The sequence below is a fragment of the Nostoc sp. JL34 genome (genome assembly GCF_017114945.1).
In the GTDB taxonomy this organism is placed as follows: Bacteria; Cyanobacteriota; Cyanobacteriia; order Cyanobacteriales; family Nostocaceae; genus Nostoc.
In genome coordinates this window covers 21508-48344 of the sequence record NZ_JABXKQ010000063.1, presented here as the reverse complement: position 1 = coordinate 48344, position 26837 = coordinate 21508, and the positions used below count along the sequence as shown (strand labels likewise).

At 41.1% G+C, this 26837-nt stretch carries 26 protein-coding genes; 8 read left to right on the top strand and 18 right to left on the bottom strand.

Annotated features, from left to right (window positions below):
- Positions 1 to 87: 87 nt before the first annotated feature.
- From HWQ44_RS13085 to HWQ44_RS13070, 4 genes are read right to left on the bottom strand one after another with little or no spacing between them, the layout of a single operon-like run.
- Positions 88 to 1605: a GH3 auxin-responsive promoter family protein gene (locus HWQ44_RS13085; RefSeq protein WP_292719105.1), complete on the bottom strand. Its 1518-nt coding sequence runs from the start codon at positions 1603 to 1605 to the stop codon at positions 88 to 90.
- Positions 1605 to 2213 carry a DapH/DapD/GlmU-related protein gene (locus HWQ44_RS13080; RefSeq protein WP_292719102.1) on the bottom strand — a complete coding sequence of 203 codons (609 nt, stop codon included), beginning with the start codon at positions 2211 to 2213 and terminating at the stop codon, positions 1605 to 1607. The genes HWQ44_RS13085 and HWQ44_RS13080 overlap by 1 nt, the downstream gene beginning before the upstream one ends.
- Entirely contained in the window at positions 2210 to 2962 is a 753-nt protein-coding gene (locus HWQ44_RS13075; protein ID WP_292719100.1) for a sterol desaturase family protein, read from the bottom strand. The genes HWQ44_RS13080 and HWQ44_RS13075 overlap by 4 nt, the downstream gene beginning before the upstream one ends.
- Before the next feature lie 49 nt (positions 2963 to 3011).
- Positions 3012 to 4034, bottom strand: coding sequence for an aromatic ring-hydroxylating dioxygenase subunit alpha (locus HWQ44_RS13070; protein WP_292719098.1), 1023 nt, complete (start codon positions 4032 to 4034; stop codon positions 3012 to 3014).
- Positions 4035 to 4261: 227 nt separating this feature from the next.
- On the opposite strand from HWQ44_RS13070, the gene HWQ44_RS13065 reads away from it, so the two are divergent.
- On the top strand, positions 4262 to 5176 hold the full coding sequence (locus HWQ44_RS13065; protein ID WP_292719096.1) for a DUF6602 domain-containing protein: 915 nt from the start codon (positions 4262 to 4264) through the stop codon (positions 5174 to 5176).
- A gap of 229 nt (positions 5177 to 5405) precedes the next feature.
- Here the strand turns inward: HWQ44_RS13065 and HWQ44_RS13060 are convergent, their stop codons facing one another.
- The 8 genes from HWQ44_RS13060 to HWQ44_RS13025 form a co-directional block, all read right to left on the bottom strand.
- Positions 5406 to 5804 carry a type II toxin-antitoxin system VapC family toxin gene (locus HWQ44_RS13060; protein ID WP_292719094.1) on the bottom strand — a complete coding sequence of 133 codons (399 nt, stop codon included), beginning with the start codon at positions 5802 to 5804 and terminating at the stop codon, positions 5406 to 5408.
- Positions 5801 to 6046, bottom strand: coding sequence for a type II toxin-antitoxin system Phd/YefM family antitoxin (locus HWQ44_RS13055; RefSeq protein ID WP_292719092.1), 246 nt, complete (start codon positions 6044 to 6046; stop codon positions 5801 to 5803). Before HWQ44_RS13055 ends, HWQ44_RS13060 begins: the two co-directional genes overlap by 4 nt.
- 31 nt (positions 6047 to 6077) lie before the next feature.
- Positions 6078 to 6377, bottom strand: coding sequence for a 2Fe-2S iron-sulfur cluster-binding protein (locus HWQ44_RS13050; RefSeq protein WP_292719090.1), 300 nt, complete (start codon positions 6375 to 6377; stop codon positions 6078 to 6080).
- An 18-nt stretch (positions 6378 to 6395) separates the two neighbouring features.
- On the bottom strand, positions 6396 to 7601 hold the full coding sequence (locus HWQ44_RS13045; RefSeq protein ID WP_292719088.1) for a P-aminobenzoate N-oxygenase AurF: 1206 nt from the start codon (positions 7599 to 7601) through the stop codon (positions 6396 to 6398).
- 39 nt (positions 7602 to 7640) lie between these two features.
- Positions 7641 to 8546, bottom strand: coding sequence for a ferritin-like domain-containing protein (locus tag HWQ44_RS13040; protein ID WP_292719086.1), 906 nt, complete (start codon positions 8544 to 8546; stop codon positions 7641 to 7643).
- Positions 8530 to 9591, bottom strand: coding sequence for an aromatic ring-hydroxylating dioxygenase subunit alpha (locus HWQ44_RS13035; protein WP_292719084.1), 1062 nt, complete (start codon positions 9589 to 9591; stop codon positions 8530 to 8532). The genes HWQ44_RS13040 and HWQ44_RS13035 overlap by 17 nt, the downstream gene beginning before the upstream one ends.
- 115 nt (positions 9592 to 9706) lie before the next feature.
- A complete protein-coding gene (locus tag HWQ44_RS13030; RefSeq protein ID WP_292719082.1) occupies positions 9707 to 10447 on the bottom strand; it encodes a hypothetical protein in 741 nt (246 codons plus the stop codon).
- 195 nt (positions 10448 to 10642) lie between these two features.
- On the bottom strand, positions 10643 to 13561 hold the full coding sequence (locus HWQ44_RS13025; RefSeq protein ID WP_292719080.1) for a COR domain-containing protein: 2919 nt from the start codon (positions 13559 to 13561) through the stop codon (positions 10643 to 10645).
- A gap of 108 nt (positions 13562 to 13669) precedes the next feature.
- On the opposite strand from HWQ44_RS13025, the gene HWQ44_RS13020 reads away from it, so the two are divergent.
- Positions 13670 to 13900 carry a hypothetical protein gene (locus tag HWQ44_RS13020; RefSeq protein WP_292719078.1) on the top strand — a complete coding sequence of 77 codons (231 nt, stop codon included), beginning with the start codon at positions 13670 to 13672 and terminating at the stop codon, positions 13898 to 13900.
- Positions 13901 to 14211: 311 nt separating this feature from the next.
- On the opposite strand, the gene HWQ44_RS13015 is transcribed toward HWQ44_RS13020, so the two are convergent.
- Positions 14212 to 14877: a phosphoribosyltransferase gene (locus tag HWQ44_RS13015; protein ID WP_292719076.1), complete on the bottom strand. Its 666-nt coding sequence runs from the start codon at positions 14875 to 14877 to the stop codon at positions 14212 to 14214.
- A gap of 1027 nt (positions 14878 to 15904) precedes the next feature.
- Between HWQ44_RS13015 and HWQ44_RS13010 the strand changes: the two genes are divergently transcribed.
- A complete protein-coding gene (locus HWQ44_RS13010; RefSeq protein WP_292719074.1) occupies positions 15905 to 16408 on the top strand; it encodes a hypothetical protein in 504 nt (167 codons plus the stop codon).
- Between the two features lie 226 nt (positions 16409 to 16634).
- On the opposite strand, the gene HWQ44_RS13005 is transcribed toward HWQ44_RS13010, so the two are convergent.
- Positions 16635 to 16778, bottom strand: a complete 144-nt coding sequence (locus tag HWQ44_RS13005) for a hypothetical protein (protein ID WP_292719072.1) — start codon at positions 16776 to 16778, stop codon at positions 16635 to 16637.
- Between the two features lie 182 nt (positions 16779 to 16960).
- Between HWQ44_RS13005 and HWQ44_RS13000 the strand changes: the two genes are divergently transcribed.
- The 3 genes from HWQ44_RS13000 (at position 16961) to murD (ending at position 22117) form a co-directional block, all read left to right on the top strand.
- Positions 16961 to 18103 (top strand): hypothetical protein, encoded by a 1143-nt coding sequence (locus HWQ44_RS13000; RefSeq protein ID WP_292719070.1) that lies wholly within the window; start codon positions 16961 to 16963, stop codon positions 18101 to 18103.
- A 282-nt stretch (positions 18104 to 18385) separates the two neighbouring features.
- Positions 18386 to 20539 (top strand): glycine--tRNA ligase subunit beta, encoded by a 2154-nt coding sequence (gene glyS / locus HWQ44_RS12995; RefSeq protein WP_292719068.1) that lies wholly within the window; start codon positions 18386 to 18388, stop codon positions 20537 to 20539.
- Positions 20540 to 20623: 84 nt separating this feature from the next.
- On the top strand, positions 20624 to 22117 hold the full coding sequence (murD, locus tag HWQ44_RS12990) for a UDP-N-acetylmuramoyl-L-alanine--D-glutamate ligase (protein WP_292719066.1): 1494 nt from the start codon (positions 20624 to 20626) through the stop codon (positions 22115 to 22117).
- A gap of 235 nt (positions 22118 to 22352) precedes the next feature.
- Here murD and HWQ44_RS12985 read toward each other — a convergent pair whose 3' ends face one another.
- The 4 genes from HWQ44_RS12985 to HWQ44_RS12970 form a co-directional block, all read right to left on the bottom strand.
- Complete coding sequence (locus HWQ44_RS12985; protein ID WP_292719064.1) at positions 22353 to 22577, bottom strand: type II toxin-antitoxin system HicB family antitoxin; 225 nt, start codon at positions 22575 to 22577, stop codon at positions 22353 to 22355.
- Positions 22577 to 22768: a type II toxin-antitoxin system HicA family toxin gene (locus HWQ44_RS12980; RefSeq protein WP_292719062.1), complete on the bottom strand. Its 192-nt coding sequence runs from the start codon at positions 22766 to 22768 to the stop codon at positions 22577 to 22579. The genes HWQ44_RS12985 and HWQ44_RS12980 overlap by 1 nt, the downstream gene beginning before the upstream one ends.
- A 136-nt stretch (positions 22769 to 22904) precedes the next feature.
- Complete coding sequence (locus HWQ44_RS12975; protein WP_292719060.1) at positions 22905 to 23513, bottom strand: hypothetical protein; 609 nt, start codon at positions 23511 to 23513, stop codon at positions 22905 to 22907.
- A 176-nt stretch (positions 23514 to 23689) separates the two neighbouring features.
- The gene (locus HWQ44_RS12970) at positions 23690 to 24277 is read right to left on the bottom strand and encodes a thylakoid membrane photosystem I accumulation factor (RefSeq protein ID WP_292719058.1); all 588 of its coding nucleotides are present in this window, start codon (positions 24275 to 24277) and stop codon (positions 23690 to 23692) included.
- Positions 24278 to 24563: 286 nt separating this feature from the next.
- Here HWQ44_RS12970 and HWQ44_RS12965 point away from each other — a divergent pair, with 286 nt between their 5' ends.
- Both HWQ44_RS12965 and HWQ44_RS12960 read left to right on the top strand, forming a co-directional pair.
- Positions 24564 to 25901, top strand: a complete 1338-nt coding sequence (locus HWQ44_RS12965; protein WP_292719056.1) for a Mur ligase family protein — start codon at positions 24564 to 24566, stop codon at positions 25899 to 25901.
- 49 nt (positions 25902 to 25950) lie between these two features.
- Complete coding sequence (locus HWQ44_RS12960) at positions 25951 to 26769, top strand: type 1 glutamine amidotransferase (protein WP_292719054.1); 819 nt, start codon at positions 25951 to 25953, stop codon at positions 26767 to 26769.
- Positions 26770 to 26837 lie beyond the last annotated feature (68 nt).

Here is a 26837-nt window from a genome sequence, read left to right as displayed (position 1 = left end):
CCTGCCCCCTGCTCCCCTGCTGTCTTAATGATAAGTCTTGAACCGGACACGATATGAGCGCCCTTTCAGCAAGCGCTTCAAAAATAGCTAGTCCCTAGTCTCCAATCTCCAGTTCAATTCTTGTAAAAGTTCAGTGCTAATGGGTGATGTTGCCAGAATTGGATGCTTAATACCTCCCCAAACACTTCCAGTGCGGATACGATGGGAAACTAATATTTCAGGAATTTGACTAGAGATTAAAACCTGCGGTGGTGCAAGTTGATCGATGGCTCTCGCTCTCTTGTAATGATACGATTCTGATAGAGCCAGATCGAGTTGTTGAGCGATAATTTCTGGAGTTTCTTTTGCCGAATCTAATAATAAAATATAGTGTGGAGGATCGGCAATGGGCATCAAACTTTTAAAATTAGTTTCTTGCAAGTTCAACTTAATAAGAGCATTGTTTACAAAGGTTTCTTGCAACTTTTCGCCCACTAAATCGCTAACGGCTTGATGTCGTCCGAGAAACTCTAAACAGGGAGTATGGCGATAGTAATGAGTTACCCGGATGCGATCGCCAATTCGATAACGATACAATCCGCCTTTCTGCGATAAAATTATCGTGTATTCCTTGCCAGTGTTGAGTTCATGTAAACCAGACAGGCAACCAGTCTCATCCTCGAACTCAAAAAATACTTCATTAAGAACTGGCACACATCCCCCAGCAACAATCAACGGAATCGTCATTGGGGCTTCGGTTGCTAACAATCCTTTACCTTGAATTAATACACCTGGAAACTGTAATCTTAATCCTTGCGCTTGATCTGCTGCATTGGCGCTATCCCAGCAGGAAATCAACTTCAAATGTGGCCAGAGTTGCATCCAGGGAATATTAATTTCGCACAGGAGTTGCAAGCGATGAGGTGAAATCCGGTTGTGTAATTCCGTTCGCAATAAATCCTGATTTTCTTGAATATATTTTAAATGTACTTGCAGAAAACTAGGACTCCAAATAGAAATTATTTCTAGTTTTTCCGCCTCTAATAATGCCAAAGCCAGTTGATGTTTAAACAAATTCGCATCATGTAGCCGATTAAGTTTATTTGGCATCACTAACCAAGGACGTAAAAACCAACGCAACCAGCCATCTAAGTAATCTAAATCGTTCTGTAAACTTTGACTATCAGCTACATCTAATTGCGGCGAGATACAAGCATAAATCTTGCCTGTGGAAAATTTCGGGCCATGTACAATCAAATCGTGCGCCCATACACAGAACATCTGATTAAACGATCGCCGCAAAGATTGAGTATAAGGAATCCATTTCACCGCCCCACTGCTACCAGAGGTTTTTTCATAGAACAAAATGGGTTCGGGAGTCAGGGAAATTTGCTGCTGTTTCTGATTTAACCAGGGTTCGAGTGCATCGTAATCTACGATTGGTACACGCTGCCAATCGTCTACAGAATGAATTCCTAAAGTTTTACCATACTCACTCTTGATTAGGCGATCGCAAATCTCCCTTTGTACAGATGTCTGCATTAACTCTGGGTTATCCAAAGCTTGATGAAATCGCCTCGCCGTTGGTGCGAGAATTTGCCCAAAAAGCTTAATAATCGGACGCATTATTGCACCTTTTGATTAGGATAAAGCTTGGTGGCTGCTGGTAAATAAGAGCCATCGCCAATGACTACACCGGGAGCAAGATTAGATCCAGCACCGACAAAGACATTGCTGCCAATCTTGACTTTTTTGACATACAACATTAAATTTTGCTTGCGGGGTTTAATGATGTGAGAATATATACCGACACCATGTCCGACAACGACGCGATCGCCAATTTCTAATAAACTGCGATCGGCAATCTCCAATCTTGTTGTCCAGTATACATCTCGCCCCACTTTAGCACCCCATAATCGCAACCAACAGGAAAATACCCCCGGAATCAGTCGCAGCACTGCTTCCAACACCGGGATTGCAATATAAATTACCTGGATTTGATGACTACCCCACCAGGGACTATACTCTTTACCTTGTAGATAACTAATCCCCTCCCGCACAGGATAAACCCATTCATGCAAGCGATAAACTAGCACTGGTAGCCCATAAATAGAAAGGAACACCGCCAGAATGCTGAAAATGTTGGGTGAATAGGCGAGGTAGACTATTGCTGCGCCAGTTAGCAATAATATAAAGGTGGGAAAAAACGAAAGAATTTTACTTAGAACTGTCATGAGAATGGAAAGAAAAGTTTTTGGAACAAGTTTAATGAGCTAGGAATTCCGATTATAGATGGCAAGTTTTTGCTGTCATAATATGTTCCATGTAACTTATCCCAAATTTTCAGATTAGCCCCATAGTTATAATTGTGGACTTCCCGGTAATGATGCCAAGCATGATCCTGTGGTAAGATTAGCCAAGAAGATAAAAATTGATAAAGCCAGCTACTTTCAGGAATTATCAAACTGCTATGTCGCCATAAATCTAAGGCAGAAGTTAGACTTACTCCAAGTAAATAACCTGTTGGATCGGCTAACAGATATAAAAATAAAGTATGTATCCATAAATAAATAATTAACAAACTTGTCCAAAGTGTGTTGCGAGAAGTTCCTAATACATCCATCTGAGTAACGGTATGATGGACTTGATGAACTTTCCACAATAATTTAGTATGTAATAAACGATGATTCCAATAATAAAAATAATCAACCACAACAAAACTAATAATAAAAGCTGGAACTAATGATACTTTTAAATATCCTTGTTGAGTTGGTAGTAAATATTGAGAAAGCCAATAAACTAAAGTAGCTTGTAGTAAAGGAATCAAAATTCCTTGAATCGTTAATCCAATACCATCTAGCAACCAATCTTCACGACTTTTAGCTTGAAGTTGAGTTCGTCCAACCTGATTGATAATAGTCCAACCAACTAATCCGATAAAAGAGCCAAAAATTAGTAGTTGTGAAAAGTTTTGTATTCCCACTTCTGATTGCTCACACCGATTTTAATTAATTACGAATTACGAATTATTTTCAAACCCAAAATGTGACTTTTACTGATTGATTTGGCAATAAACGCGGATCTTCTCCACGAGATATAGCTGCCATAATTGACTCTACAAATATATGAATTGTGTCCGCAGGGGTATTATAAAATTGTGTGCCATATTTAGCGATCACTTCCCCCTGAATCCCCAAAATTTCCACGTCTTGGCGGATAATGTGTTGAGCAGTCCACCGCACAAAAGGACGTGCTAACTTATTCCAAATACCATAGTTATAGGTGACATCGGTGTAAACCAGAGTTGAATTATCGGTTTCTGGAATAGATTGACTAGTAATGAACAAATGGCGATTATGTGCCATCTTATACTCTACAGAGGTAATGTTTGGCATATAAAAGCGATCGCTATGTTTAATCTCTGCACCCTGCAAATTCAGAAAACGGCTGTACCATCCCAAATTATTGTTTTCGTTGCGATACTCCACCAAAACCGAACCATTCCAGCGTTCTACAGTCATCTCTAACTTTTGTTGGCGGGAAGTACGGAAAACACCAGGATGAACAAAAGCCGTATGGGGAATATCAATAAAGTTCTCTGCACAATTAGTAACATTATTAGCAAAACGGTTAATTACCCGCACCGTCTCCCATCCTGTTTGTCCGTAGTGAGGCATAGAAAATGGTTCAAGATCAATACTTGGGGTATCAGCTAACCGTACATAAACATAGCCATCCTGTTCTTTGGTAGCGTAACACTTGGCTCGACGCTGTGGCGAAGGTTTGAAATCATCACCTTCGGCTGGAACAGCAATCACGTTTCCAACGCCGTTATATACCCAACCATGATAGGGACACTGTAAAGCACCGTTACAGATTTTACCTGATGATAGACGGCTATTGCGGTGTAAACAGCGATCGCGCAAAGCTACGGGTTGTCCATCTTCACCGCGAAATATCGCTAACCATTCTCCTAAAACGGTTCGTGGTAATACCTTGTTAGGTTGTAACTGTTCGCTGAGTGCGACAATATACCAGAAATCTGCAAATTGCATGGTGGGTGGGAGCGATCGTATTTAAATTATGGCAATGTCTGAAGTAAATATTGCTGTATCTCTTTTGGTGTATCTACAGGCAAATTTAGGAAGAATTGTTTTACATTCTAATTAGCTTATGGAGTAATAGTGCTTATACATTTTAGGTAGGTAGTTTAGTAATCATTGTTGCTTGTAAAGCTAAAGATTATCTAGAATTGTCTGGTCGCAACAATCAGGAGGACTAGATGGCTGAATTCCATGTATCTCAATTGCTCAAGAGTGTTGCAGAACAAATGCGTATAGTATTACAACAAAAATTGATTTCACATCCAGGAGAACTGGGAACAGGGCGTGAGGAAGTAATTCGAGATTTTCTTCGGAAGCATCTACCCAAACGTTTTGGTGTATCAACTGGTTTTGTTTTTGATGCTCATGGGAAGGTTAGTCGTCAGATAGATATCGTAATTTACGATGCATCCTTGTGTCCTTCATTTGAGGCTGTTGGCGGTAAGATGTTTTTCCCGTGCGAATCAGTTGTTGCTGTAGGTGAGGTTAAATCTCAGTTAACTTCTACAAAGATAGTAGCAGAGGCTTACGATAATATTCGATCTGTGAAAGAACTAGATCGAAGTGCAGGTGATAAAAATTTATCAATTATAGATGGTCATCCAATTGCTCAAAGGTACAATCATTTGGATCAAATATTTACATTCTTGATTGTCACTGATCAATGTGTAAGTTCAAAAAGTATGCGAGAGACACTCTTCTACTACAATCGTGATTATCCTCGCTATCAATGGGTTAACCTTTGTTATTACTTTGATCAGTACCTAATTACATACTGCTGTGAAAATGGAGTCTGTCCGAACCCAATGGATGCATACGCCATCGGTTCCCTTGAAAACCAGTCTCCTGAACTGCTACTTTTAAAATTCTATAAATTACTAGCTAGAGCTATTGAAGTTATTAACGTCAGCAAATTCGCTTATTGGGAATACTTAAATGGTTCAGAGTCATGGGAAGCTTTCTCTTACCCATTTGATAGCATGATGCCATACGATGTCTGGGTTCCACCTCATATGTCTTACAGACCTGGAGAACCTGAATATCAAGAGACAGATCCTTGTGCCCCAACCAGTGACTCAACAAACGCAACATGACAATACATTGGAGCTAGCTGTCGAAGGATATTGTTGCTGATGTAAAGGTGAGCTGCCTACGTTCGATTTAGCCTTTACACAGCTGAAGAGCTAAAACCTTCTAGTGAGTAGGTCGGTTTGACGTTATGAAACCCAACATTTCCCAAAACTGACAAGTCTGATCGCTAGTTTGATAATATAGATAGTGGCAAATTGTTGCACTATAAGCAAGAACCATTGAAGTAAAATCTCACGATTTAGCAGCCCCAATCAGGGAAATATCGTATTTATTGAACATTGAATCGGCACTGACAAGCGTCATTTCTTCTATCTGAGCCTGTGCAATCAACATTCTGTCAAAAGGATCTCGATGATGCAATGGTAAAGCAGCCGCTTGTAAAGCATGAGACACTCTAATTTCTAGCGATCGCATTCCCAACTGTGCCATCCGACTAGAAATATAACTGTCTAAAGGATCAGGGAGTGGCAACTTGCCGATAGCAACTTTTATACCTATTTCCCAAATACTGGCAACTGATAGCCATAATTCATTGTTTTCATCGACAATGTGTGCGATCGCTTCCTCATTCAAACGCTCTGGTTGGGCAAACCACCATAACCAACACTGCGTATCTAGCAAAAGTTTCACTCCTCACCGCCCTCAAAAGCTGCCAATATCTCATCTGGTAAAGGGGCGTTAAAGTCCTCTGGCACTATAAAACGCCCTTTATCCTGTCCTAAACTATCACGGCGATTTGATGAGGTGCGAAACGGAACCAACTTGGCAATGGGAATGCCTTGATCAGAAATAATGATTTCTTCTCCATGCTCTACCCGCAATAAAAGCTGTGAGAGATTCGTTTCAGCTTGATGGATATTTACAGTTTCCATGATTTTATTTAACTAAGTCTTTAAACTAAGTTTAACTAAATTCACCTTCCAGCCTACGAATTTCAACATTACCTGTAACATTAAGCTGACAAGCTAACCGCGCATGAGGATAATTAGCTGCTAATGTCTCCAACATTTCCTGTTCATCAGGTTGAGGAGGAGGAATATCACCGATAACCTTAACCAAACAAGTGCCGCAAATACCAGTCCGACAACCAAACAAAACAGGTGAATTCTGAATCGTGAGATGTTCAGACAAATTTTTATGACATTCCAGAGTGATAGTAATAAAATCACTTCCTGGAAAGGATATTGTACAAAAATCAGCCATAATACAAAACAATTTTATCTAAACAAAACTCTCTGATTCCTCTCTACCCTTCTGCGTATTTGCGTGAGAAATAAACAAATTATCTCGATGTTCAAAACCTTGAAAAGCCCTTTTTTGATTCGCCAAATATCGAGAAATTGAATTAGTAGCCATCAGTGACATATCCCGATTACGTTTCCAAAGATAATCGAGCTTTTCAACATACACCTGATAAGATTTCATCGCCTCCTGATGAGTTGAAAAACTGCGTTTTAATCCTTCCGACTCTTCCGTAAAACAACGCCGCATCATTTCTTTAGCATCTTTGTCACTCATCTCAAAAATTGGCGATCGCAACACCCAATAAATCTTGCTATACAGCGCCGGATCGTACCAAAATATCCCGTTAATCGCCGCAGAAAAATGAAAATGATCGCGCTGACATCCTAGCAATCCTAAATTAGCAACCAGTCGCTCAAAAGCAGTTGGTGGCTTAAGACAAGTGATAACATCGTGAGATATAATTGTCGAACTATTGAAGTGAAAACTTTCATCCATGAAGTGATAATAGGAGACTTTAGCAGGAATTGGAGCAGCTTCAGGATGAGGATGTTTTTGATAATAATTGCTGAGTTTGTGCTGTACTAACTTGCCATTTAGTGTCCGTACTCCCCTGACAGTGAAATACTGACAAGCCAAAAAAGTATTATTCGCAGAAATTAGCCCAAAGTATTGAAGTTGAATTTTTTTCCACCAAGTTTTTAGAGCATTGGTGTCAGCATAAACCATCGTTTCCGTAAAGGGGCCGCGCATGGGGTAGGTAAAGATAAGTTCCCCAAATAACGCTTGTTCAACCTGTTTGGCAATTGTGCGGAAAGCGTTAATGTGCGATCGCTCTTGGGCGGATTCCAAATCTAATGTATCGCAGATTAAGCGAAAATCTTCTTGGGCGTAAAGTCCGGCTGCACTGGTTTGATTGAAAAAGATAGTTGCAATTTCCGCAGAAACAATTTGTGAGTAGTAAGCTACCCAGTAAAGTTGGTTCAAAATTATCCGCTGATGTTGGCTGGACTGTTCCCATAACGGTGTACCATATAGCAGGGAAAACTCCTCTGGGTTCCAATACTCGTTTTGACAATCTTCATAGCGAAAATTGGTAACTGCTTCATCCATTAAAGCAGTATGATCTTGCTGTTTGTTGCGAGTGTGGTTAATTTGTAATTTGCGATGAATAGTTTTTTCCATATCCTTTTTTATTTCACGCAGAGATAAGATTGATATTTATTACACACATTGATGGGCGGGGAGTGGTTCAAAGGCTCCGCGTTCTTCTAAATTTTGCAGGATAGACTGGGCTGATTTTCCTCCCATGAGCGATCGCAATATTTGTAATCGCGTTCCACTGTGAGTCTCTGTATCTAGTTCTTCTAAAATTTGGATTTTTTGCGATCGCGTCAGATGTCCTTTCACTTGTTCGACTGCTGTTAGTAAACTTTGCGGCCCCACCTGTACCATAAACAAAAACTGTGCCAATACATCAAGAATTGTTGTTTGACTAAATGCTGAAACAGTAATTTGATTCAACAAGGTAGTTCCCGTGGCGTGATGACGGGATTCAGATTGTAAAAAACTGGAAAAAAGTTCTGCTAAAACTGGATAGCGGCATTCCTTTGCTAAACGCCGATAATGGCTTAAACCCCATCCTTCTAAAACGACTTGCAGCACAAACAACAAAACTGTTTTATCTGCACTTTCAACCACTTCTGATAGTAAGCGCAAAAACGGATCGTCCGTGCTAGTTACTTCCATTTCTGGTAAAAAATGGCTAATTTGGTAAAGGTGGGTAGCTTCATCAGCTGTAAACAATGCATAAAGCATTCGCTCTTCAACTGTTTCTGCTAACAGTACCATTTTTGCCATGTAGCCAACACCTGCTTTCTCTATGAAATATGATTCTTCTAACAGGCTGCGGTTGGCAAGTTCTAGAATAGCAGATTTTTCATTAATATTAGATTGCTGAAAAATTTTAACTTGATGTAAGTTAAAAAATTCAGCATCCCAATAATTTAATTGTGAGTAATTAGCATAATTATTTTGATTGGATAATGCTGCTGTTAATATCCGTCGTAAACGGTCATCAGAATCTGTGTGTGGTAGGTCAAAACCGACAATGTTATATTTTGAATCCATGTACAGAGCTAGGTGTTGATAGGGTTTGAATATTTGGATAATTAACAGTGTCCCAAGTTGCCCAGGTTAAAGCTTTCTGGTGATTAATGTGCTGAATAAATTCAATAATAGATTGATCTGCTTTAGTAGGAGTCTTTAAATCAAACTGAATTGTCTGAAATACCTGTGTATCTCCCTTGGCAAAGTAATTACCAACTTGCTGGGATAACCATAACAAACCACGATTTAAAACCCATCCCCAAAATCTCGGACGCTTGGGAGTCACAAGAATTGTTTGTCCTTCAGTTTTACCACCTTCGCTCATTCGCAGTGTAAATATAATGTAGAAGTGCAGAAAATCCGGCCCTAGCGTCACAGTGCCAGTACTGCCATACCAGTAACACATACTATAAGTAACTTCGTTGCGATATAAAGGACGAATCAGGCGAATTAACCACGAATCATCCCCTCCCCGTGTAGTGTTGCTGAAGGTAATAGCATTAGGGTTGAGGTCTTGGGAATTAAATACAATCTCTAAGGGCAAATTGTGTACTGTATTGAAATGGTGAGCATCAATTGCATTAATTAGTAAGACGTTGGGATGGCAGTTTTTGAGAAATTTAGTGCCCAATATATAATCACAATCTGCCTGTTCTAATTCTGGTACAAAAGGCAGTGAGCTTGGCTTTTCTTCTCCCACCCAAACCCAAATAATACCGTATTTTTCTGCCGTATGCCAAGTTTTAATACACACAGGTAGCGGTTTACCCAAAGAAGGAACATCTACACAAACTCCGTGACTATCATATTTCCAATTATGAAAAAAGCAACGAATTCCATCACCTTCTACCTTCCCTTCTGCTAAATGAGCGCCCATGTGTGGACAATAAGCATCTATAGCTACTACCTGACCACTAACTCCCCGATAAATTGCCAGATTTCTACCTAGTAAAGTTATAGATTTTACCTTCCTAACTTTTAATTCTTTCGATGGTAATGCCCAATACCATCCCTCCACAAATTGGGTTGGATTGTTAAAGTTTGAATGTGGGCTGGTAGAATGCATAAAATATTACCGATGCTCGTTAAAATTGATATATAGAGGTAGGTAAAGAAAGTGATTAATAGCTTTGATTGAATACCTTATCTAGCGCATTTTTTTTAATTTGTATGAGTAAAAATTAAATAAGAACATAATCTTGCACAGATTCTAACAATGAATTTGACCGCCACATCCGTTGTCCAGCAGGGGTGAGATTGTCATAATTAATTTCAGTTAAACAAACCAATTCATCACCTAAGCGATAGCCAGGGTTTTTTTGCTCAAAAAACTGAATATGGGGATTAGTTTGTCGTCCTGATGGAATTTCAATCAGCCCTTCCCGTAAAGTTTGGGGATGCGGAAACTGGACAATACCAGTTGCTTCTTGATATAAGTTACCATAGTATTCCCGTGCCAAATTCTCCATTAGATTCTTAACATCGTTAGGTGTTGTGACATCATAACGCGGGTAGAAATCTTGCCAAAAGGTAGGGAGAAAACGATAAGTGCGAAAACCAGAGCAAATTAGCAGCCAGTAAAGTTTATTTTCTGCATAGTGTTGACGCAGAAAATTGATGGCGGCAATCCAACTACGTGGTAGTGTTGTACTCGACCAAGCACTAGGATCAACGATAGTGTCGCCGGAATATACTACACTAATTTTTTCTCCCAAAAAAGTCTTTTGGCATAACATCAAAGTTGAAAATCCTTTGAGTGCATTGGATGTTTCATCTCTCAATAACAAAACCCAGTTTTTCCGCTCTAGATCAATTTGAAATCCATCCCAGGTTATACCTTGGAAGTGATTTTGCAGCAACGCATACATGGCGATGCGATCGCTTGGTTGCAAATTTTGAACAGGAATCAGCAAACTCTTCATTGTTCGGAAATTACTTAGATTTGATTTGTACGATGTTTTTAATTAACACTTTATCGACCATTATGGTAAATTTATGCGGTAATGTGACAGATTCCAAAATGGTTATTTACGCTACAATTTCGTATTCACATCTTGCACCTTCTCCAAATACACCGTTTTCACAGATCACCACAGAGAGAAAATCTTCTCTATCTTTTACTGAGGGACTGCTGCTGCTTTGATCTTCTTACAGATATCCACCCAAGCTTTATTTTCTTGTGCAGAGTTCAAGCTGTCTAAAGGTTGATTAGGAGGGTGTGCTGATTGATACTTTTCAATTTCTGTTTCTTCATAGCTGCTAAAACTCAAGGGTATCCAGATAATCGTGAGTCCTTGGGCTTCAGCCGCATCTAATAATGGGGGTAACTCATTATCAGCAATAAAGTCTGATGCTAAAAAGTCGGGGCTAACCAACAATACTGCTACTTTTGCTGCTGCTAAAGCATTTTCGATTTCTTGACGCCACTTAGCACCAGCTTGGATTTTGGTATCGTCCCACACAAGCAGATTTTGGTTGCGAATCATTGGTTTGAGGTGTTTCTGAAGTTTGGTGAGCCACTCCTGATCGTGATGACTATAGCTGATGAAAACTTGATTTCTAGTTACTGTTTCAGACATAGGTATTTGCGGATTAGGTGGTGTTGGTAAAACATTCTCTAAACAGTCTGCGATCGCTTTGGGTTTTTCCTGTTGATTGCTATCTCGAAACAGATGTGTCAATGATTCATCTCGCTTTTGCTCTAGTTCGCTTTGCAACTGTGCAACTTGAAGGTTGATTTCCCCATCGCCTCTAACGGTTTGAAACATGACATCATCAATTAACTTGCGGACATCTACCATTTCATAGCTGTTTTCACACTCAATTTGATAACGGCGATCGTTCAAGCGCTTATTGAGTTTTTCCAGAGAATAGGAATAAGGTATAGGCAGATTTTTGCAAGTCTCACAGTTACAAGGAACTAAAGTTTGATATTGCAAACGTTCGTAAGAGTTGTGGATTTTTTCGAGTTCATGGGTGATCACAGCCATCAATTCTTTTTTGCGGTTTCCGGCTACACGGATTTTAATTTCCCGTTGATTATAGTTTTCAATGACTTCTGCACGAGTTTGGTCTTTGTTGAGAACAATGCCACTTTTCCAAACGAGTTTTTGCTGTTCAATCCAAGGGTGCGTCTCGACAATAAAACGGGTGAGGATGCCTTTGGGCATGAATGTATAGGTGTAGCGAAGGATCAGGTTGTTGCGATTGTCCCAGGTATAATCAGCTTTTTCAATGGAAAGCAATTGCGGTGCAATATAAATGTCACGATGATCGCGGATTTCATAGCAAAGTTTGAACCGCATCATTAATTGCAGGAGTTCATCGCGCATTTCGGCATATTTGTCGTCTTGCCAAATATCTTTGAGGTTTTCCTTGGTAAAACAACCTAGCTTTTGCTTGACAGTTTGATTATCCAAAACTTTGTAAACGGCAGTTGTCCCCCATTCCGGTTTAAGGATGACGTAGTGTTTGAGTGTAGAATCGTCTTGAAAGTGGAGGCAAACGCCGAGATCATGTAGATAGTTGCTTAAGCGCAGCATATCTTTACGGTCTGTTAAATTATTGAGTCGGCAAAGGGTACAGTATTCTTCAAAACTGATGTAATTTCGGGAATAGTTCTCTAGGGCGGCTCTGACTCTTACCCAGAGTTTTGGTAGAGGTGTACCAACGTGGTTAAGATTGCTGATGTAAAGTTGAATAGCCTTTTTAATCTCTGCCAAACCGCGATTATCAGCTAAATTGGTCGCCAGAATTTCTTTCAAGTTGTCAAATTCTCCTCGTAACTGCCCCCCATCGACTTCGCACTGACGGTCTTGTTTTTCGTTTTTGATGATGATAACTGGACTCTTGTCGCTCAAGAGTTCGACAACCTTCAGCCACCAGTAAAAATCAGTGTTTTCTTTGCGAGTATCGGCAACTAAGGCATAGAGAGAACGCTTGCTGAGGAAAAACTGATGTGTTTGGTGGTAGATTTCCTGACCGCCAAAGTCCCAGATGTTGACGCGAAAATCTTTGCCATTGGGCTGTGTGAAGTGCCACTGGATCACGTCAATGCCTTCGGTTGATTTCTCTTTTGGCTGGAGTTCGTAGGTTTCATCGCTGATTTTCTTGGCTAAAGAGGTTTTACCGGCTTCCCCTTCGCCAACAATCAAGAATTTTGCTTCGTAGAAAGGTTCGGTTTCGGCTGGATCTTGCACCCGAAAATAGAAATGGAGAATTTCATTCACATTACCTGGAGCTAAAATCTCAGGTGGAATGGGGAGTGGATTTCTACGAAGTTGCAGCGATTCCAAGTTGGCGAGTTGGACAATTTCCAGTGGCAGACTGCTCAGTTGATTGTCGCTGAGGTAAAGCGTTTGCAGGTTGGTGAGTTGGAGAATTTCCAGTGGCAGACTGCTCAGTTGATTGTCGCTGAGGTTAAGCCATTGCAGGTTGGTTAGTTTTCCAAATTCCTTTGACAGACTGCTCAGTTGATTGCCGCTGAGATGGAGCCATTGGAGATTGGTGAGTTTTCCAAATTTTGCTGGCAGACTGCTCAATTGATTGTTGTCCAGATAGAGAATTTGCAGGTTGGTGAGTTTTCCAAATTCCGCTGGCAGGCTGCTCAATTGATTACTGCGGAGATTGAGCCATTGCAGGTTGGTTAGTTTTCCAAATTTTTTTGGCAGACTGCTCAGTTGATTGTTTTCGAGGTCGAGGATTTGCAGGTTAATGAGTTGGACAATTTCTGCTTGCAGACTGCTCAGTTTATTCTTTCCGAAGTAGAGGGTTTGTAGGTTAGTGAGTTGGACAATTTCCGGTGGCAGACTGCTCAGTTTATTGTAGGTGAGGTTAAGCGAGCACAGCTTAGTGAGTTTTCCAAATTCCGCTGGTAAACTGCTCAGTCTATTGTTGTATAGGTCGAGGGTTTGCAGGTTGGTGAGTTGGACAATTTCCGGTGGCAGCGTTGTTAAGCCTCTGCTAGAAAGGTCTAATTCTGTCACCTTGTCTCTGACAGCTTGTTCAATAATTTCCAGCAGTTCTTCGTTAGTCATTTCGGGTTTTACAGAGGCGATGCCTGACGACAAGTTGCTGCTTAGACGCGCAGCAGAGAAATTGAGCTAATTAATAATGTAGCCTGTATCAAGGATTGCATTGAGCCAATGTCTGATCACAAGCTGCTAAGCTGCTACGCTCCACTTCAAAGCCTTAGCATTCCACCTCTGAACTCGAAACTTGTACCTTTTTACACGAACTGTCGAGCAAAAAGAGCGATCGCTCCACCTCCAACCCTCGAAATTGCGGCTTTAACCCTCGAAGTTGCACTTTTGATCCTCGAAATTGCGGCTTTAACCCTCACCATTCCACTTCTGAACTCGAAGCTTCCACCTTAGAACACGAATTTCCCTTTCTTTGTATTTTAGTTACTCTCTACTCTAAATCGATTCAGGCAGATATTGGTTGAGTTTGAGCAAGAACAACAAGACAAATAAAGACATCCCTCGACCTCAAAGCCTCGCCATTAAGACTATTTCAGAAACTTGATCTTGCCATTCCCAAAAATCAAAGCTTATCTGGCGTTGCTGAATCAAGGGATGATTCTTGTAGGGTGGGCGACACGAGAGCCCTGAAATACAAGGGACGGGCAAGATGCCCATCCCACAAAACTAGCAAAATCATCCCGCAAATATGCAACGCCGCTTATCTACATACCGAGAGATATTGGATCGCCGTTCTTTGCCGCTTTTGCGAGTAAATGGCAGACTTCTTCATCCGTAGTTTGGGGAAAGTCTTCGTACCAAAGACCAACGCTGTGGAAAGGGCTTGGTGTCGAGACACAAACGATTTCGTCTACCTCAGTTTCCAACTCTTGGCAAGTTTCAGGTGCAGCCACAGGTACAGCAATCACAATCTGAGCCGGTTGCTGTTTTCGCACAGCCACAACAGCAGCCCACATAGTTGCACCTGTAGCTAAACCATCATCTACCAAGATAACTGTGCGTCCCTGTAAGTCTGGGAAGGGGCGATTTCCGCGATAAAGTCGTTCTCGTCGTTCTAACTCCCGTTCTTCTTGCACCGCAACCTTGGCAATTACTTCATCGGATATCTTCACCAGGCTGATAATATATTTATTGACTATCCGCACACCACCAGATGCGATCGCTCCCATAGCCAATTCTTCTTGATCGGGCACACCCAATTTACGTACTACCAAAACATCTAAGGGAGCATTTAACGCTTTGGCAACTTCAAAGCCAACGGGTATGCCACCCCTTGGTAGCCCTAATACCAGAACATCTGGGCGGTTGGCATAAGCAGTTAACTCCTTAGCCAAAAGTTGACCTGCAAACCTCCGATCTTTAAATAGCATGGTGTGATATTCCTGATTATTTTCAAAAAATTAAATATTTACACGCATTTTTGCATGGCTATCTACCTCAAAGAATGGAGCAAATTCTAAACTTGTTGTTATAGTCAGATGTTCTGAACTGATCATAGAAAGCTAAATATTCCGTGTCTTCTGACTAACGGAACGACATCTTCGAGCTACAGTTCTATCAAACGGATGAGTTAGCTTGAATGGACAAAGATTTTTGCATCTTGGGCTGATACCATTCCACTAAACAAGGCGAAATTTAAAAGGTAAAAGAAAAAATAGTTTGAGAGCAACTAAATGTAGTTAGAGAAAGAAATAAAAAGATTTGTTACTCTCCGATAAGCCACTTAGGCAGACTGCCGTCAAGAAACAAGGCGTCCTTGTTAAATCCCCTGAATTTCTTTATGTGTAGCACTCTTTTTACTTTTTAAACTCTATACCCATCCCAAAGTGACTTGTTGAGAAGACACGGTGATGCGGTTAGCTATTACTGTAGGAGGGTTTCTGGTGTTAGTGTGAAGTGAAGCTATAGCGACGTAAATAGCGTCACCCGTACCCCTACTCTGAAAGCTTGCTACGCGCAGCGGCGACACAGAAGAAAAATGACGCAGATAAACCCCATATCTAAGTAGGGGCGCAATTGAAAACTACTATAAATTAAGTTTTCTTCCACTTCCCAATCTTTACTGCTAGACTTTTACTGAGTATTTTTTTAACTCTATCTTAAGAAATAATTACTTAATCGCTGGTATATGCGAAAATCTATGAGAATACAGTAATAATTCAATTGCTAATTCTTCGCCTGCCCCCTTTTACTTACATTGTATTAATACTAGCTTTATATTACCCCTTAATTGTAAATATGAGATAATACACAATATGCTTGTTCGTCATCTAATGCTTAGTATTACAGAGAAAACGTCATCCAAGTTACCCGCATAACACTTTTGAGTAAAAATTAATAGGGTAGAATAACTGAATATTGCTCAACTCTTTTTAAAATCAAAAGCAGGATTTTTTAATGATTAGCTTAAGTAATTCGGAAAACAATACAGTTAGCAGCATAGCAGCCACTAAGAGGCTGGCAAGGGCGATGATGGTTTCTGGTGGAGAGTTTTCACTGTTATTAGCGTGTTGTAACTGTGTTCAAAGGCAGCAGCAAGTCCTGAATTTGTTAACAGAGTTTTCATCAGCAGATATTCACGAAATTTTGCTCTCACCTGCGGCTGATAAACTGTACACAGCTATTACAACTGAAATTGGTGCTACTCAACCTGAAGCTTTGATGGTACGGGGTTTAGAATCTGTAGTGGCAATTAACCAACTAATCATCAGTACCAATATCATGCGAGATGAGTTTCGGAAACAGTTTCGGTTTCCCTTGGTGTTGTGGGTAAATGATGAAATTTTGTGCAAGCTAGTCTGGCTAGCACCCGATTTTAAGGACTGGGCAGCTAGTACTATTAGATTTGATCTACCTACCAATCAGTTAGTTGAATCTGAACAACAAGCTATCAGCGCCTAATATTGCCTGAGATTATTTTCAAAATATTGTATACGTTAAATTGAGCCGAGCAAAACCTCAGCTAAAGTTCTGTCGCATTCTCTTCTAAAATTACTTTTATCTAACCCTCGATTACCAAGATAAAGCAAAAAATGTTGTGTTAGCCTACCTCTACGCGAAAACAAGCTACGCGCAGCATCTCGTACAGAAGTGGCATGTTTGATGCGGTTATCTTGGAAACTATTTTTCAGGACAGCAGTATAGATTCTTCTTTGCCACCGAATTTCTGTACTCGATTGGAGATGGCAGAACTATCTAGAGAAGTCTGAAATTCTGAGTTTTCACTTGATTGATGCAGGACAAAGGGCGTTTTGATTGAGTGTATCTTCATACAAAATTTGTATAAGGAACAAATAATCAGTACATCAGCGTCTATCTTTATATCTGTTTCAGAAGACAAATACTAAACTAATTCCAACTATTGAAGTTCTGGAATTATATATTTTACTGTCCTTAAATGGCTGGATACTATTTTTGAGTTCTATAACTCTTGACTAACATCCCTATATTACTATGAAAATCATGCTGAAAAACTACTTTAATACCAATCAAGGGCGAATTTTCACTGCTTTGATTCTGACGGGAATTTTGTCTGTTGCAAGCGGTTTAACACTTATCAAAGATGCTACAGGCGCTTCTACAAACTTATCGCTAGAAACAAGCAATGAAGTTATAAAAGACAATTTGAAATCAAACCGCTTGCCACGTCCAGTAGCCAACGCAGTACTGCAAGATTTAGCCCGTAGACAGGGAATTTTAACCAGACAACTGCAAATTATTGACTATCATCAACAGAATTGGCGCAATGGTTGCTTAGAACTGCCTCAACCTGATGAACTCTGCACCGAAGCGTTAGTTCCTGGTTGGCGGATTGTGGTATCCAATGGCAAAGAAAACTGGATTTATCACACCAATAATAATGGGCGATCGCTACGTTTAGCTTCCGCAAACACTCCCTCAGACAATCTACCAGATAAATTACCCGCATCTGTAAAAAATGCTGTTTTGCAAGCCGCATCTAGACGTTTGCAACAGCCAATCTCTCAGCTAACCATCATTGAGGCTCAACAGCAAACTTGGAGAGATAGCTGTTTAGAATTAGCTAATGCTGATGAATTCTGTACCCAAGCTTTGGTATCAGGCTGGCGAGTGGTTGTCGGTGCGGTTGACCAAACCTTGGTTTATCATACCAATCAAACAGGTTCCGCACTCAGACTGAATCAAAAGGCTAATGAAAATACACTAGCCCCTGTGCAAATTCCAGTCAGCGAGTTACCACCACCATTAGATCGAGATATAGTATTTCGACAAATCTCCAGTGGTGGTTTTGCTGGCAGAACCTACGAGACTGTTTTACTCAAAGATGGGCGATTGATTCGCGTGCGGATTGGTGATGCCAATGATTCTGAACGTAGTATTCGCCGTGTTTCTGTGCAACAAGTGCAACAATTTGTGCGATCGCTACAACGTTCTAAGTTTAGTAAATTCCAGAATCTGAGTTATCCAGCCCCCAGTGGTGCTGCTGACTATATTACCTACACTCTCACCAGCCAAGAGGGTACGGTTCAGTACAACGATATTTCTCAAAATAACCTACCAAAGAATTTACAGACAGCAGTCAAAGCCTGGAATCAAATCGTAGCTAGCGCACAATAAGAAACCTTAGTAAAGGGGACTGGAGATTGGGTACCGAATCGAAAAAATTATGGTGGTAGCTTTTACCGACACCAAATTTTAAAAAACTTTTTCCCAGTATCCAGTCCCAGAGTGCCCATTCCTTCCCAACAAGCTTGGCTGAAATTGGGGAATCATGGGTGCGACCCGTTGACAAAGACTCAACACCTCGTTTTCGCATTGACCGATTCAGCTAAAAGTCACGAGCGATCGCTTGAGAATAACTGATAAAGTTGAGCTACGCAAAGTTGAAAACAGTGTTATATGCCTGCGTTTCTATTAGAAGTTGGTACAGAAGAACTACCTGCAAGTTTTCTCAGTGATGCTTTAGTGCAATGGCAGGAACGCATTCCCCAAAGCCTGGAAGCAAACAGTCTCAAGGGCGCAAGTGTCCAGGTGTACGGTACTCCCCGGCGGTTGGCAGTATTGATTACAGGGCTACCATCGCAGCAACCAGATCGAGAAGAAGAAATTAAAGGGCCCCCCGCCCAAGCCGCCTTTAAAGATGGTCAGCCTACTGCTGCTGCTATCGGCTTCGCCAAAAAGCAAGGCGTGGAAGTGGATGCGCTGTTCCTTCGCCCCACTGACAAAGGAGAATTTGTCTTTGTTCTCAAAAAAATTCCCGGTCGTCCTGTCGCGGAAATTTTGACAGAACTTATTTCCCAGTGGATTTGGGGTTTAGAAGGTAAGCGGTTGATGCGTTGGGGGAATGGGGATGCGAGGTTTTCGCGACCAATTCGCTGGCTGGTAGCTTTGTTAGATGAGACAGTGCTGCCTTTAGAATTAGTAAATGGTTCTAAAACGATTCAGAGCGATCGCATTTCTCAAGGTCATCGGGTTTTGCATCCTGAACCTGTGACAATTGCCCAGGCTACTGATTATGTTACCGCCCTCAAGTCTGCTTATGTCACCGTTGACCCAGAAGAACGGGCAAATCTGATTAAAGAGCAAGTAAATGCAGTTGCAGAGAATTTAAGCGGGTATACAGTAATTTACTCCGATTTGTTAGCGGAAGTAACCAACCTTGTAGAATATCCCTCCGCAGTTGTTGGGAAATTTGAACCAGAATTTTTAGAATTACCAACTGAGGTAATTACTGAAGTGATGGTTACTCATCAACGTTATTTTCCTGTATTCAAACCAGGGAGTTTTGAGCAAGAATTATTGCCCAACTTCATCACCATTTCTAACGGCGATCCCAAGAAATCAGATATTGTTGCTATCGGGAACGAAAGGGTAATTCGTGCCAGATTAGCTGATGGTAGATTTTTCTACGAAGCTGATTTAACTAAGCCTTTAGAAAACTTTTTACCCCAGTTAGAAAAAGTCACTTTCCAAGAAGAATTGGGTTCGGTGCGTGCCAAGGTAGATAGAATAGTTAAAATCGCCGAGCAAATTAGCAGTCAATTAGAATTAGCGGAAGACCAAAGCCAAAGAATCCAACGTGCTGCTTTATTATGTAAAGCAGATTTAGTGACACAAATGGTGTATGAATTCCCGGAATTGCAAGGCATTATGGGAGAAAAATATGCCTTAGCTAGCGGTGAAGATGCGGAAGTAGCAAAGGCAATTTATCAACATTATTTGCCAACGGGAGCCGGTGATGTCTTACCTGGAACTCTCACGGGTAAAATTGTTGGTTTGGCAGATAGATTAGATACTTTAGTGAGTATCTTTGGATTAGGTTTAATTCCCTCTGGTTCCTCCGATCCCTTTGCCTTGCGCCGTGCTGCTAATGCTGTAGTTAAAATTGTTTGGTTTGATAATCTGCCAATAAATTTAGATGATTTATTGAAGCAAATATCGATAGACTTTGCAGCAAAATATCACAAAGAACAGACATCATTAACCACAGCATTACAAGAGTTTTTCTTGCAACGCATCCGCACTTTATTACAAGAAGAAAAGCAGATTGATTACGACTTAGTAAATGCAGTTTTGGGAGAAAACGACCCAGAATACACAGAACGGACGTTAAAAGATTTATTGGATGTCCGCGATCGCGCCTTATACTTACAACAAATCCGCAACGACAGTACCTTAGATAACATCTACGAAACCGTTAACCGTTCCACACGATTAGCCGCCCAAGGCGATTTGGATACAAAACAGCTAGAACCGACAACCGTAGTTCGTCAAGAATTATTCCAAAAGCCCTCTGAAGACGCTTTGTATAATGCGCTAATCGAATCAGTGCCGCAAACTGAAGCAGCACAGCAGACACGAAATTATCAACTGTTAGTAGCAGCATTAGCAAAAATTGCTCCGGCAGTTAGTAACTTCTTTGATGGCCCAGATAGCGTTTTAGTTATGGACTCCGATCCAGAAATCAAGCGTAATCGACTACATCTGCTGGGACTAGTTCGCAATCATGCCCGTGTTTTAGCTGACTTCGGTGCGATCGTCAAAAATCTGTAGCGTAGGTCAACAAAAACTTGTGTAATTTTTGCCAAGAAACGCTACTATAGGGAGTGCTTAACCAGGGACACTCTGCTGCAATCTATGTCCAAAGCTCATGTTGTTGGATTGGGAAAGTCCGGTGTTGCTGCGGCGAGATTGTTGAAACGGGAAGGTTGGGAGGTAGAGCTAAGTGATGGCAACACCTCCAAAACCCTCCTAGAACAACAACAAGAACTCGCTGCCGAGCAAATAACCGTGAAACTAGGACAATCCCTAGAATTGAATGGTGCTAATTTACCCCAATTAATAGTCGTTAGTCCTGGCGTGCCTTGGGATATTCCCGTATTAGTTGAGGCACGCCAGTTAGGTATTGAAACCATTGGCGAAATGGAACTCGCTTGGCGAAATTTACAATCGCTACCTTGGGTAGGAATTACCGGCACTAACGGCAAAACTACTACCACAGCTTTAATTGCTGCCATTTTCCAAGCAGCAGAATTAAATGCACCCGCCTGCGGTAATATTGGCTACGCCGCTTGTGAAGTTGCCCTATCCCAGAGGGGCAGGGGGGCAGAGGGGCAGGGGGGCAGAGGGGCAGGAACTGCGATCCAAAATCATGTTGATTGGGTGATTGCGGAAGTTAGTAGCTATCAAATAGAATCTTCGAGTTCTCTTGCTCCCCGGATCGGTGTTTGGACGACTTTCACACCGGATCATCTTAGTCGCCATCAGACTTTAGAGAACTATTACAACATCAAAGCCAAATTATTACGTCAGTCTGAGTTGCAAGTGTTCAATGGTGATGATGCCTACTTGAGCCAGCTAGGTTTAAGTGCTTGGCCTGATGCCTATTGGACAAGTGTGAGAGGAAAAGATTTTCTGATTAGCGAAAAAGGCTTTTACATTGAAGACGGCTGGGTTGTGGAAAAATTGACTGCAACCTCTGCACCAGAACCAATTGTGAAAGTATCTAGTTTGCGAATGGTGGGAGAACATAACCAGCAAAATCTGTTGATGGCAGTAGCAACAGCAAGATTAGCGGGAATTAATCGTGATGCGATCGCACTTGCAGTTCGGGAATTTCCTGGAGTTGCCCATCGTTTGGAGCATATCTGCACATGGGAAGGGATTGATTTCATTAACGACAGCAAAGCCACCAACTATGATGCGGCTGAAGTTGGTTTAGCATCTGTTAACAGTCCGGCGATTTTAATTGCTGGTGGAGAAGCTAAAGCGGGTGATGATACTGCCTGGCTAGCACAAATTCAAACCAAAGCTGCTGCTGTGCTATTGATTGGTTCTGCTGCACCTGCATTTGCCAAACGTCTGCGAGAGGTGGGGTATCATACGTACCATATTGTGGAAACTATGGAAAGAGCAATTCCCAAGTCGGCAGAATTAGCCAAGCAGTATCAAGCGCCTGTGGTGTTGCTATCTCCGGCTTGTGCGAGTTTTGACCAGTACCCAAATTTTGAGGTGCGGGGCGATCGCTTCCGTCATCTATGCCTTGCTTGGGCAGGTGGTTGGAAACCTGCCAAAGTAGAATTTCCAGAACTTGAAAACTCTAGTCAAGAGTCCATAGTTCAAAGTCGATAAGCATCGTTTCTTAACAAGTTCGTAGTAAGGACTTAGTCCTTGTTTTCTAAGCACTAAACTCCTTACTACAAATTCTCAAAACTAATTTGACAAAATACTAGAAGGATTATTTAGTACTAATTTAGTAGTTTTCTATAAGAGTACTCCAAGTAAAAAAATGCCCAATTGTCATTGCGTACGCCAAGGGCGTACGCAATGACGGGTTTTGGATCATTTATTTTTTGGAATACTATAATTATATTTTGCTGTAGTTTGCAACTTCAACCTCATGAGCGATGCTTGTAGGTTTAGGAATAGGTAAACCATCTTCTAACATTCCTTCTATATGAAATTCAATAGCTTCTGCAATCATCTGCTTGACTTCTTCTAAAGTTTCACCCACAGCGACACAACCTGGTAAATCAGGGACATAAGCGCCGTAGCTAGTTGCTCCCTTTTCAATCACAACTGTATAACGCATCAGTCTTCCTCCAATTGAGCTTGTCTCCAGATATTTTTCAGAGTACCAATTGGCACATCCACGTTTGGCTTACCAGCCACTGTTACAGTACCAGCTTTATCAGCATGTTTGAACTGTCGATGACTACCTTTAGTTCTAGCAAGATACCAACCATCAGCTTCCAGTCGCTTGATTACATCACGTACTTTCATGTTACTACTTATCTGTACAGGTAAAATTTCTGTTACAGATAGAGTGCTTTATTGAGAAAGCAAAGTAAACACAATTATGTCGCAATTCTGTCCGTCATTTTGTCATGGGTTTTAGTATTCATACCCTACATATCAATCAACCAATAGGGCGATTTCCGGGATTGACTGCATGAATATATTCACTACCCGATCGCGGTCTTCCTCGTTTATAATAAGCTTCTTCTGGTTTACCCCATCCTAGCTGCAAAATCATTTCCAAAAAGCTAGAATTTTCCCACTTGCACAAACTTGCCCACTCTGTTCTTTGAACAATTCTCCCTACATCAGATGTGACAATTTGTTGGTGTTGTTTACTATTATTAAAACTCAAGTATAAATCCATTCCTATAGTGACTTCATACCAAAATTCTACGATGGAATTTTTAGCGGCTTTTAATATCTCTAAGTCATTATTCAGGGCAATTAACTCAGTATCTATTTCGGGATAGTGCAAGTTTTTTCCTTTAACTGTCACTTCTCGCCAAATAATACCGGAAACTCGATTTTCTTTCTGATACTCGTGAATTGCAGTTTTGAAATCTTGATAGGCAGTGAACTGTTGCAACCCATCAGTTCTGATAAACTGGTCAATTACAGGATTGCCAGAGACTGTTATTTCTAATTTTAGACGTTTTCCTTTGAGGCAAGCTTGGCGTTCGGCTGCCAAAATTTGAATTAGTTCCTGGGTGGTGTAAACCTTTGACATCAGAATACACTCTAGTTAATTATTGGACGATGGGCATTAATTACGGACTATAGACTATGGATTAATTTTCTCAATTGTTAAGACAGATATTTCAATATTATGCTTTGACATCGGCGGCAATGTAGTAACAGATATAACTAAAAATTAGGGCAGACCAATTTGGTCTACCCCATAAGTTACTTAGCTAACTCACTACTAAACTCGTTAAAAGCTCGCCGCTTTAGCTGTGCTGTTTCAGTGCGTGGTAATAAATCAAAGATTTTACGAAATTGATCGTCTATCTCTTCAAAAGCTACTTGACCCTTTTTATTCAAAACTACTTCACCCGATTTATTAAACACCACTACTTGAGGAACACCCCCAGAATAGTAATATCCTACTTCTGTAGGGTCGTAGGTCTGTTTAGGCGGGATAGTATCTACATTAATCGGGATAATTTCTGCTACCCGACCATAGAATTCCTGTACCCGTGAAATAGAAATGGCATATCTTTTGGACTCGCTGCTGTCATCTACGTAAAAGGCCAAAAATACGGGTTTATGTTCCGCTAAAGACTGTGCGAGTGTCTGTCTGGGAGGAACCAATGAACCATTGCCAGCATAAACGACAAAGATGTTGCCATCATATAAATCATTATTAAGACCAGCAGATGCAGGTTGCATACTTATAATGAAAAGACTTACAAGCAACAACAGGCATTTGGACAACCACCTTCGCCAGCCAGTAATTTGTTTATGTAAAAAAAGAAACTTTGTGCTATTCATCAAAAGGAACCTTGCAAGCTACTACTTGTTGTGAGTTTGTGCTGAATTTGGCAAACTGGGCTGGATATGTAATTACGCCCACGCACTATTTTTTAAGATAACGCCTACTGAGATTATCTCTCGCAAGTGGCTGGTATCGCTACGCAGAAGTCAAAACAAAGGCGAAGTAGTACATAATCCAAAATTCAAAATGGCGATGACTGGCTTTTTCAGCCAGGATTCGCTAAACTCACAAGATTAAATTTGCACTTTTAATCAGCAACCGCCAGAAGACTAGGGTACAGATGTGGGAAACAAAATACAATTCATAGATAGGCTGCGATTGGGTTTCGCGGTGTCAGTGGCAAAAAGTGTGACGTTTATTGTGCGATCGCTCCGTCTGGGTGCTGCTAGTGTATTACCAGGCTCGATTGCTCGTCGCATTGAACCCAGACTCTTACAATTATTGAGTCAGCAAGTTAAAAACGGGGTGATTTTAATTGCTGGTACTAACGGCAAAACTACTACAGCGCTGCTTTTATGCACGATATTAGAACGCAAGGGTTTTCGTGTCACTCATAATTCTACAGGTGCAAATCTGGAAAATGGCTTGATGACGGCGCTGTTGGAAAGCACCAACTTACTAGGTACGCTAAATACTGATTACGCTATTTTAGAAGTTGATGAAAATATTGTACCAAGAGTATTAGCACCACTCCAGCCGCGAATTATTCTTTGTTTAAACTTGTTCCGCGACCAACTCGATCGCTACGGCGAAGTAGACACAATTAGTAAGCGTTGGACAAAAGTTATTTCTACCCTACCACCAGAAACGGTAGTAATTCCCAATGCTGATGACCCAACTTTATCTAACCTCGGTCAGCAGTTACCCCAACGGGTGTTATTCTTTGGGTTGAATGAACCAGAACATTATCTAGAAGCAATTCCTCACGCTGTTGATTCTATTTATTGTCCCAAATGTGGACATTCCCTAGATTACAAGGGTGTTTATTTGTCTCATTTGGGAGATTTTACTTGTCCTAAGTGTGGTTTTACAAAAAGTAAACCGACTCTCGAAAGTAGTGAATGGTCGCAAATTCTAGTTGGTTTGTACAACAAATATAATACTTTAGCGGCTGCAACTGCGGCTATTGAGTTAGGAGTTGATGAAGTAACAATCAGAGATACTATTAATACCTTTCAAGCTGCCTTTGGTCGTGCAGAAGATTTAGTAATTAACGGTAAACGAGTACGAATATTGTTATCAAAAAATCCTGTAGGAACGAATGAAACCATTCGCGTAGTTACTCAAAGCACAGATAAAACCACACTGCTGGTATTGAACGATCGCACGCCCGATGGCACTGATGTATCCTGGATTTGGGACGTGGATACCGAGAAATTAGTCGAACGCGGCGGGACTTTAGTAGTGAGTGGCGATCGCGTCTACGATATGGCACTACGTCTACGTTACAGCCAAAAGTCCCTTGAGAGCAACTTAAATTTAATAGTCGAAGAAGATTTACGACAAGCGATCGCTACTGCATTAGAGCATACACCAGAGAATGAAACTTTGCATATTCTGCCAACCTACTCAGCCATGCTAGAAGTACGAGAAGTTCTGACTGGTCGGAAAATTCTTTAAATTTGTCATTTGTCATTGGTCATTTGTAATCGTCCCATTCCCTAAATTTATGACTTCTCAAAATTTAGAATTAACAATTGGTTGGTTGTACCCGACGCTGATGAGTACTTATGGCGATCGCGGTAATGTAATTACTATAGAACGTCGCGCTCAATGGCGGGGATACGATGTGAAAGTGTTACCCCTAGATCAAAATTCCACAGCCGCAGATATTAAAACTGTAGATGTAATCGTTGGTGGTGGCGCACAAGATCGTCAGCAAGAAATTGTCATGCGTGATTTACAAGGTGCAAAAGCTGATGCAATGCGCGAGAAAATCGAAAATGGCACACCGGGAGTATTTACTTGTGGTTCACCCCAATTACTGGGACATTATTATGAACCAGGCTTGGGACAACGGATTGATGGTTTGGGAATACTCGATTTAGTTTCTGTGCATCCTGGTGAAAATACTAAGCGGTGTATTGGCAACTTGGTAATTGAAGTGACAGCCTCACGCCTAGCGCGAGATTTAAAAGAGATGACTGGTAGCACACCATATTTGGTAGGCTTTGAAAATCACGGCGGACGCACCAAGTTGGGAAAAGTGGAAGCTTTGGGGCGCGTGGTGTACGGTTTGGGAAATAATGGTGAAGATGGAACTGAGGGAGCATTTTATCAGAATGCGATCGCTACTTATTCTCACGGCCCATTGTTACCGAAAAATCCTTTTGTCGCCGATTGGTTAATTCAAACAGCACTGCGGCTAAAGTATCAACAGGAAATTACCTTAAAACCTTTTGACGATAGCCTCGCTACACAAGCACGAGAAGCGATGTTTAAGCGATTGAAAGTGAGTTTACCAAATACTGCTGCGGCGAAAGTTTAACCTAAGTTCGCTGATTAAGCCTCTCTCCGTGTCGGGGAGAGGTTTGGAGAGGGGTCAAATTTGACATC

Excerpts from the sequence above, each read along its gene's own strand:
- HWQ44_RS13085 (WP_292719105.1), bottom strand. The coding sequence starts at position 1,605 with ATGCGTCCGATTATTAAGCTTTTTGGGCAAATTCTCGCACCAACGGCG.
- HWQ44_RS12970 (WP_292719058.1), bottom strand. The coding sequence starts at position 24,277 with ATGAATAGCACAAAGTTTCTTTTTTTACATAAACAAATTACTGGCTGG.
- glyS (WP_292719068.1), top strand. The coding sequence starts at position 18,386 with ATGCCTGCGTTTCTATTAGAAGTTGGTACAGAAGAACTACCTGCAAGT.
- HWQ44_RS13045 (WP_292719088.1), bottom strand. The coding sequence starts at position 7,601 with ATGGAAAAAACTATTCATCGCAAATTACAAATTAACCACACTCGCAAC.
- HWQ44_RS13000 (WP_292719070.1), top strand. The coding sequence starts at position 16,961 with ATGAAAATCATGCTGAAAAACTACTTTAATACCAATCAAGGGCGAATT.
- HWQ44_RS13005 (WP_292719072.1), bottom strand. The coding sequence starts at position 16,778 with ATGAAGATACACTCAATCAAAACGCCCTTTGTCCTGCATCAATCAAGT.
- HWQ44_RS13040 (WP_292719086.1), bottom strand. The coding sequence starts at position 8,546 with ATGGATTCAAAATATAACATTGTCGGTTTTGACCTACCACACACAGAT.
- HWQ44_RS12975 (WP_292719060.1), bottom strand. The coding sequence starts at position 23,513 with ATGTCAAAGGTTTACACCACCCAGGAACTAATTCAAATTTTGGCAGCC.
- HWQ44_RS13080 (WP_292719102.1), bottom strand. The coding sequence starts at position 2,213 with ATGACAGTTCTAAGTAAAATTCTTTCGTTTTTTCCCACCTTTATATTA.
- HWQ44_RS13070 (WP_292719098.1), bottom strand. The coding sequence starts at position 4,034 with ATGCAATTTGCAGATTTCTGGTATATTGTCGCACTCAGCGAACAGTTA.
- HWQ44_RS13035 (WP_292719084.1), bottom strand. The coding sequence starts at position 9,591 with ATGCATTCTACCAGCCCACATTCAAACTTTAACAATCCAACCCAATTT.
- HWQ44_RS13010 (WP_292719074.1), top strand. The coding sequence starts at position 15,905 with ATGATTAGCTTAAGTAATTCGGAAAACAATACAGTTAGCAGCATAGCA.
- HWQ44_RS13025 (WP_292719080.1), bottom strand. The coding sequence starts at position 13,561 with ATGACTAACGAAGAACTGCTGGAAATTATTGAACAAGCTGTCAGAGAC.
- HWQ44_RS13020 (WP_292719078.1), top strand. The coding sequence starts at position 13,670 with ATGTCTGATCACAAGCTGCTAAGCTGCTACGCTCCACTTCAAAGCCTT.
- murD (WP_292719066.1), top strand. The coding sequence starts at position 20,624 with ATGTCCAAAGCTCATGTTGTTGGATTGGGAAAGTCCGGTGTTGCTGCG.
- HWQ44_RS12985 (WP_292719064.1), bottom strand. The coding sequence starts at position 22,577 with ATGCGTTATACAGTTGTGATTGAAAAGGGAGCAACTAGCTACGGCGCT.
- HWQ44_RS13050 (WP_292719090.1), bottom strand. The coding sequence starts at position 6,377 with ATGGCTGATTTTTGTACAATATCCTTTCCAGGAAGTGATTTTATTACT.
- HWQ44_RS12980 (WP_292719062.1), bottom strand. The coding sequence starts at position 22,768 with ATGAAAGTACGTGATGTAATCAAGCGACTGGAAGCTGATGGTTGGTAT.
- HWQ44_RS13030 (WP_292719082.1), bottom strand. The coding sequence starts at position 10,447 with ATGAAGAGTTTGCTGATTCCTGTTCAAAATTTGCAACCAAGCGATCGC.
- HWQ44_RS12960 (WP_292719054.1), top strand. The coding sequence starts at position 25,951 with ATGACTTCTCAAAATTTAGAATTAACAATTGGTTGGTTGTACCCGACG.
- HWQ44_RS13015 (WP_292719076.1), bottom strand. The coding sequence starts at position 14,877 with ATGCTATTTAAAGATCGGAGGTTTGCAGGTCAACTTTTGGCTAAGGAG.
- HWQ44_RS13055 (WP_292719092.1), bottom strand. The coding sequence starts at position 6,046 with ATGGAAACTGTAAATATCCATCAAGCTGAAACGAATCTCTCACAGCTT.
- HWQ44_RS13065 (WP_292719096.1), top strand. The coding sequence starts at position 4,262 with ATGGCTGAATTCCATGTATCTCAATTGCTCAAGAGTGTTGCAGAACAA.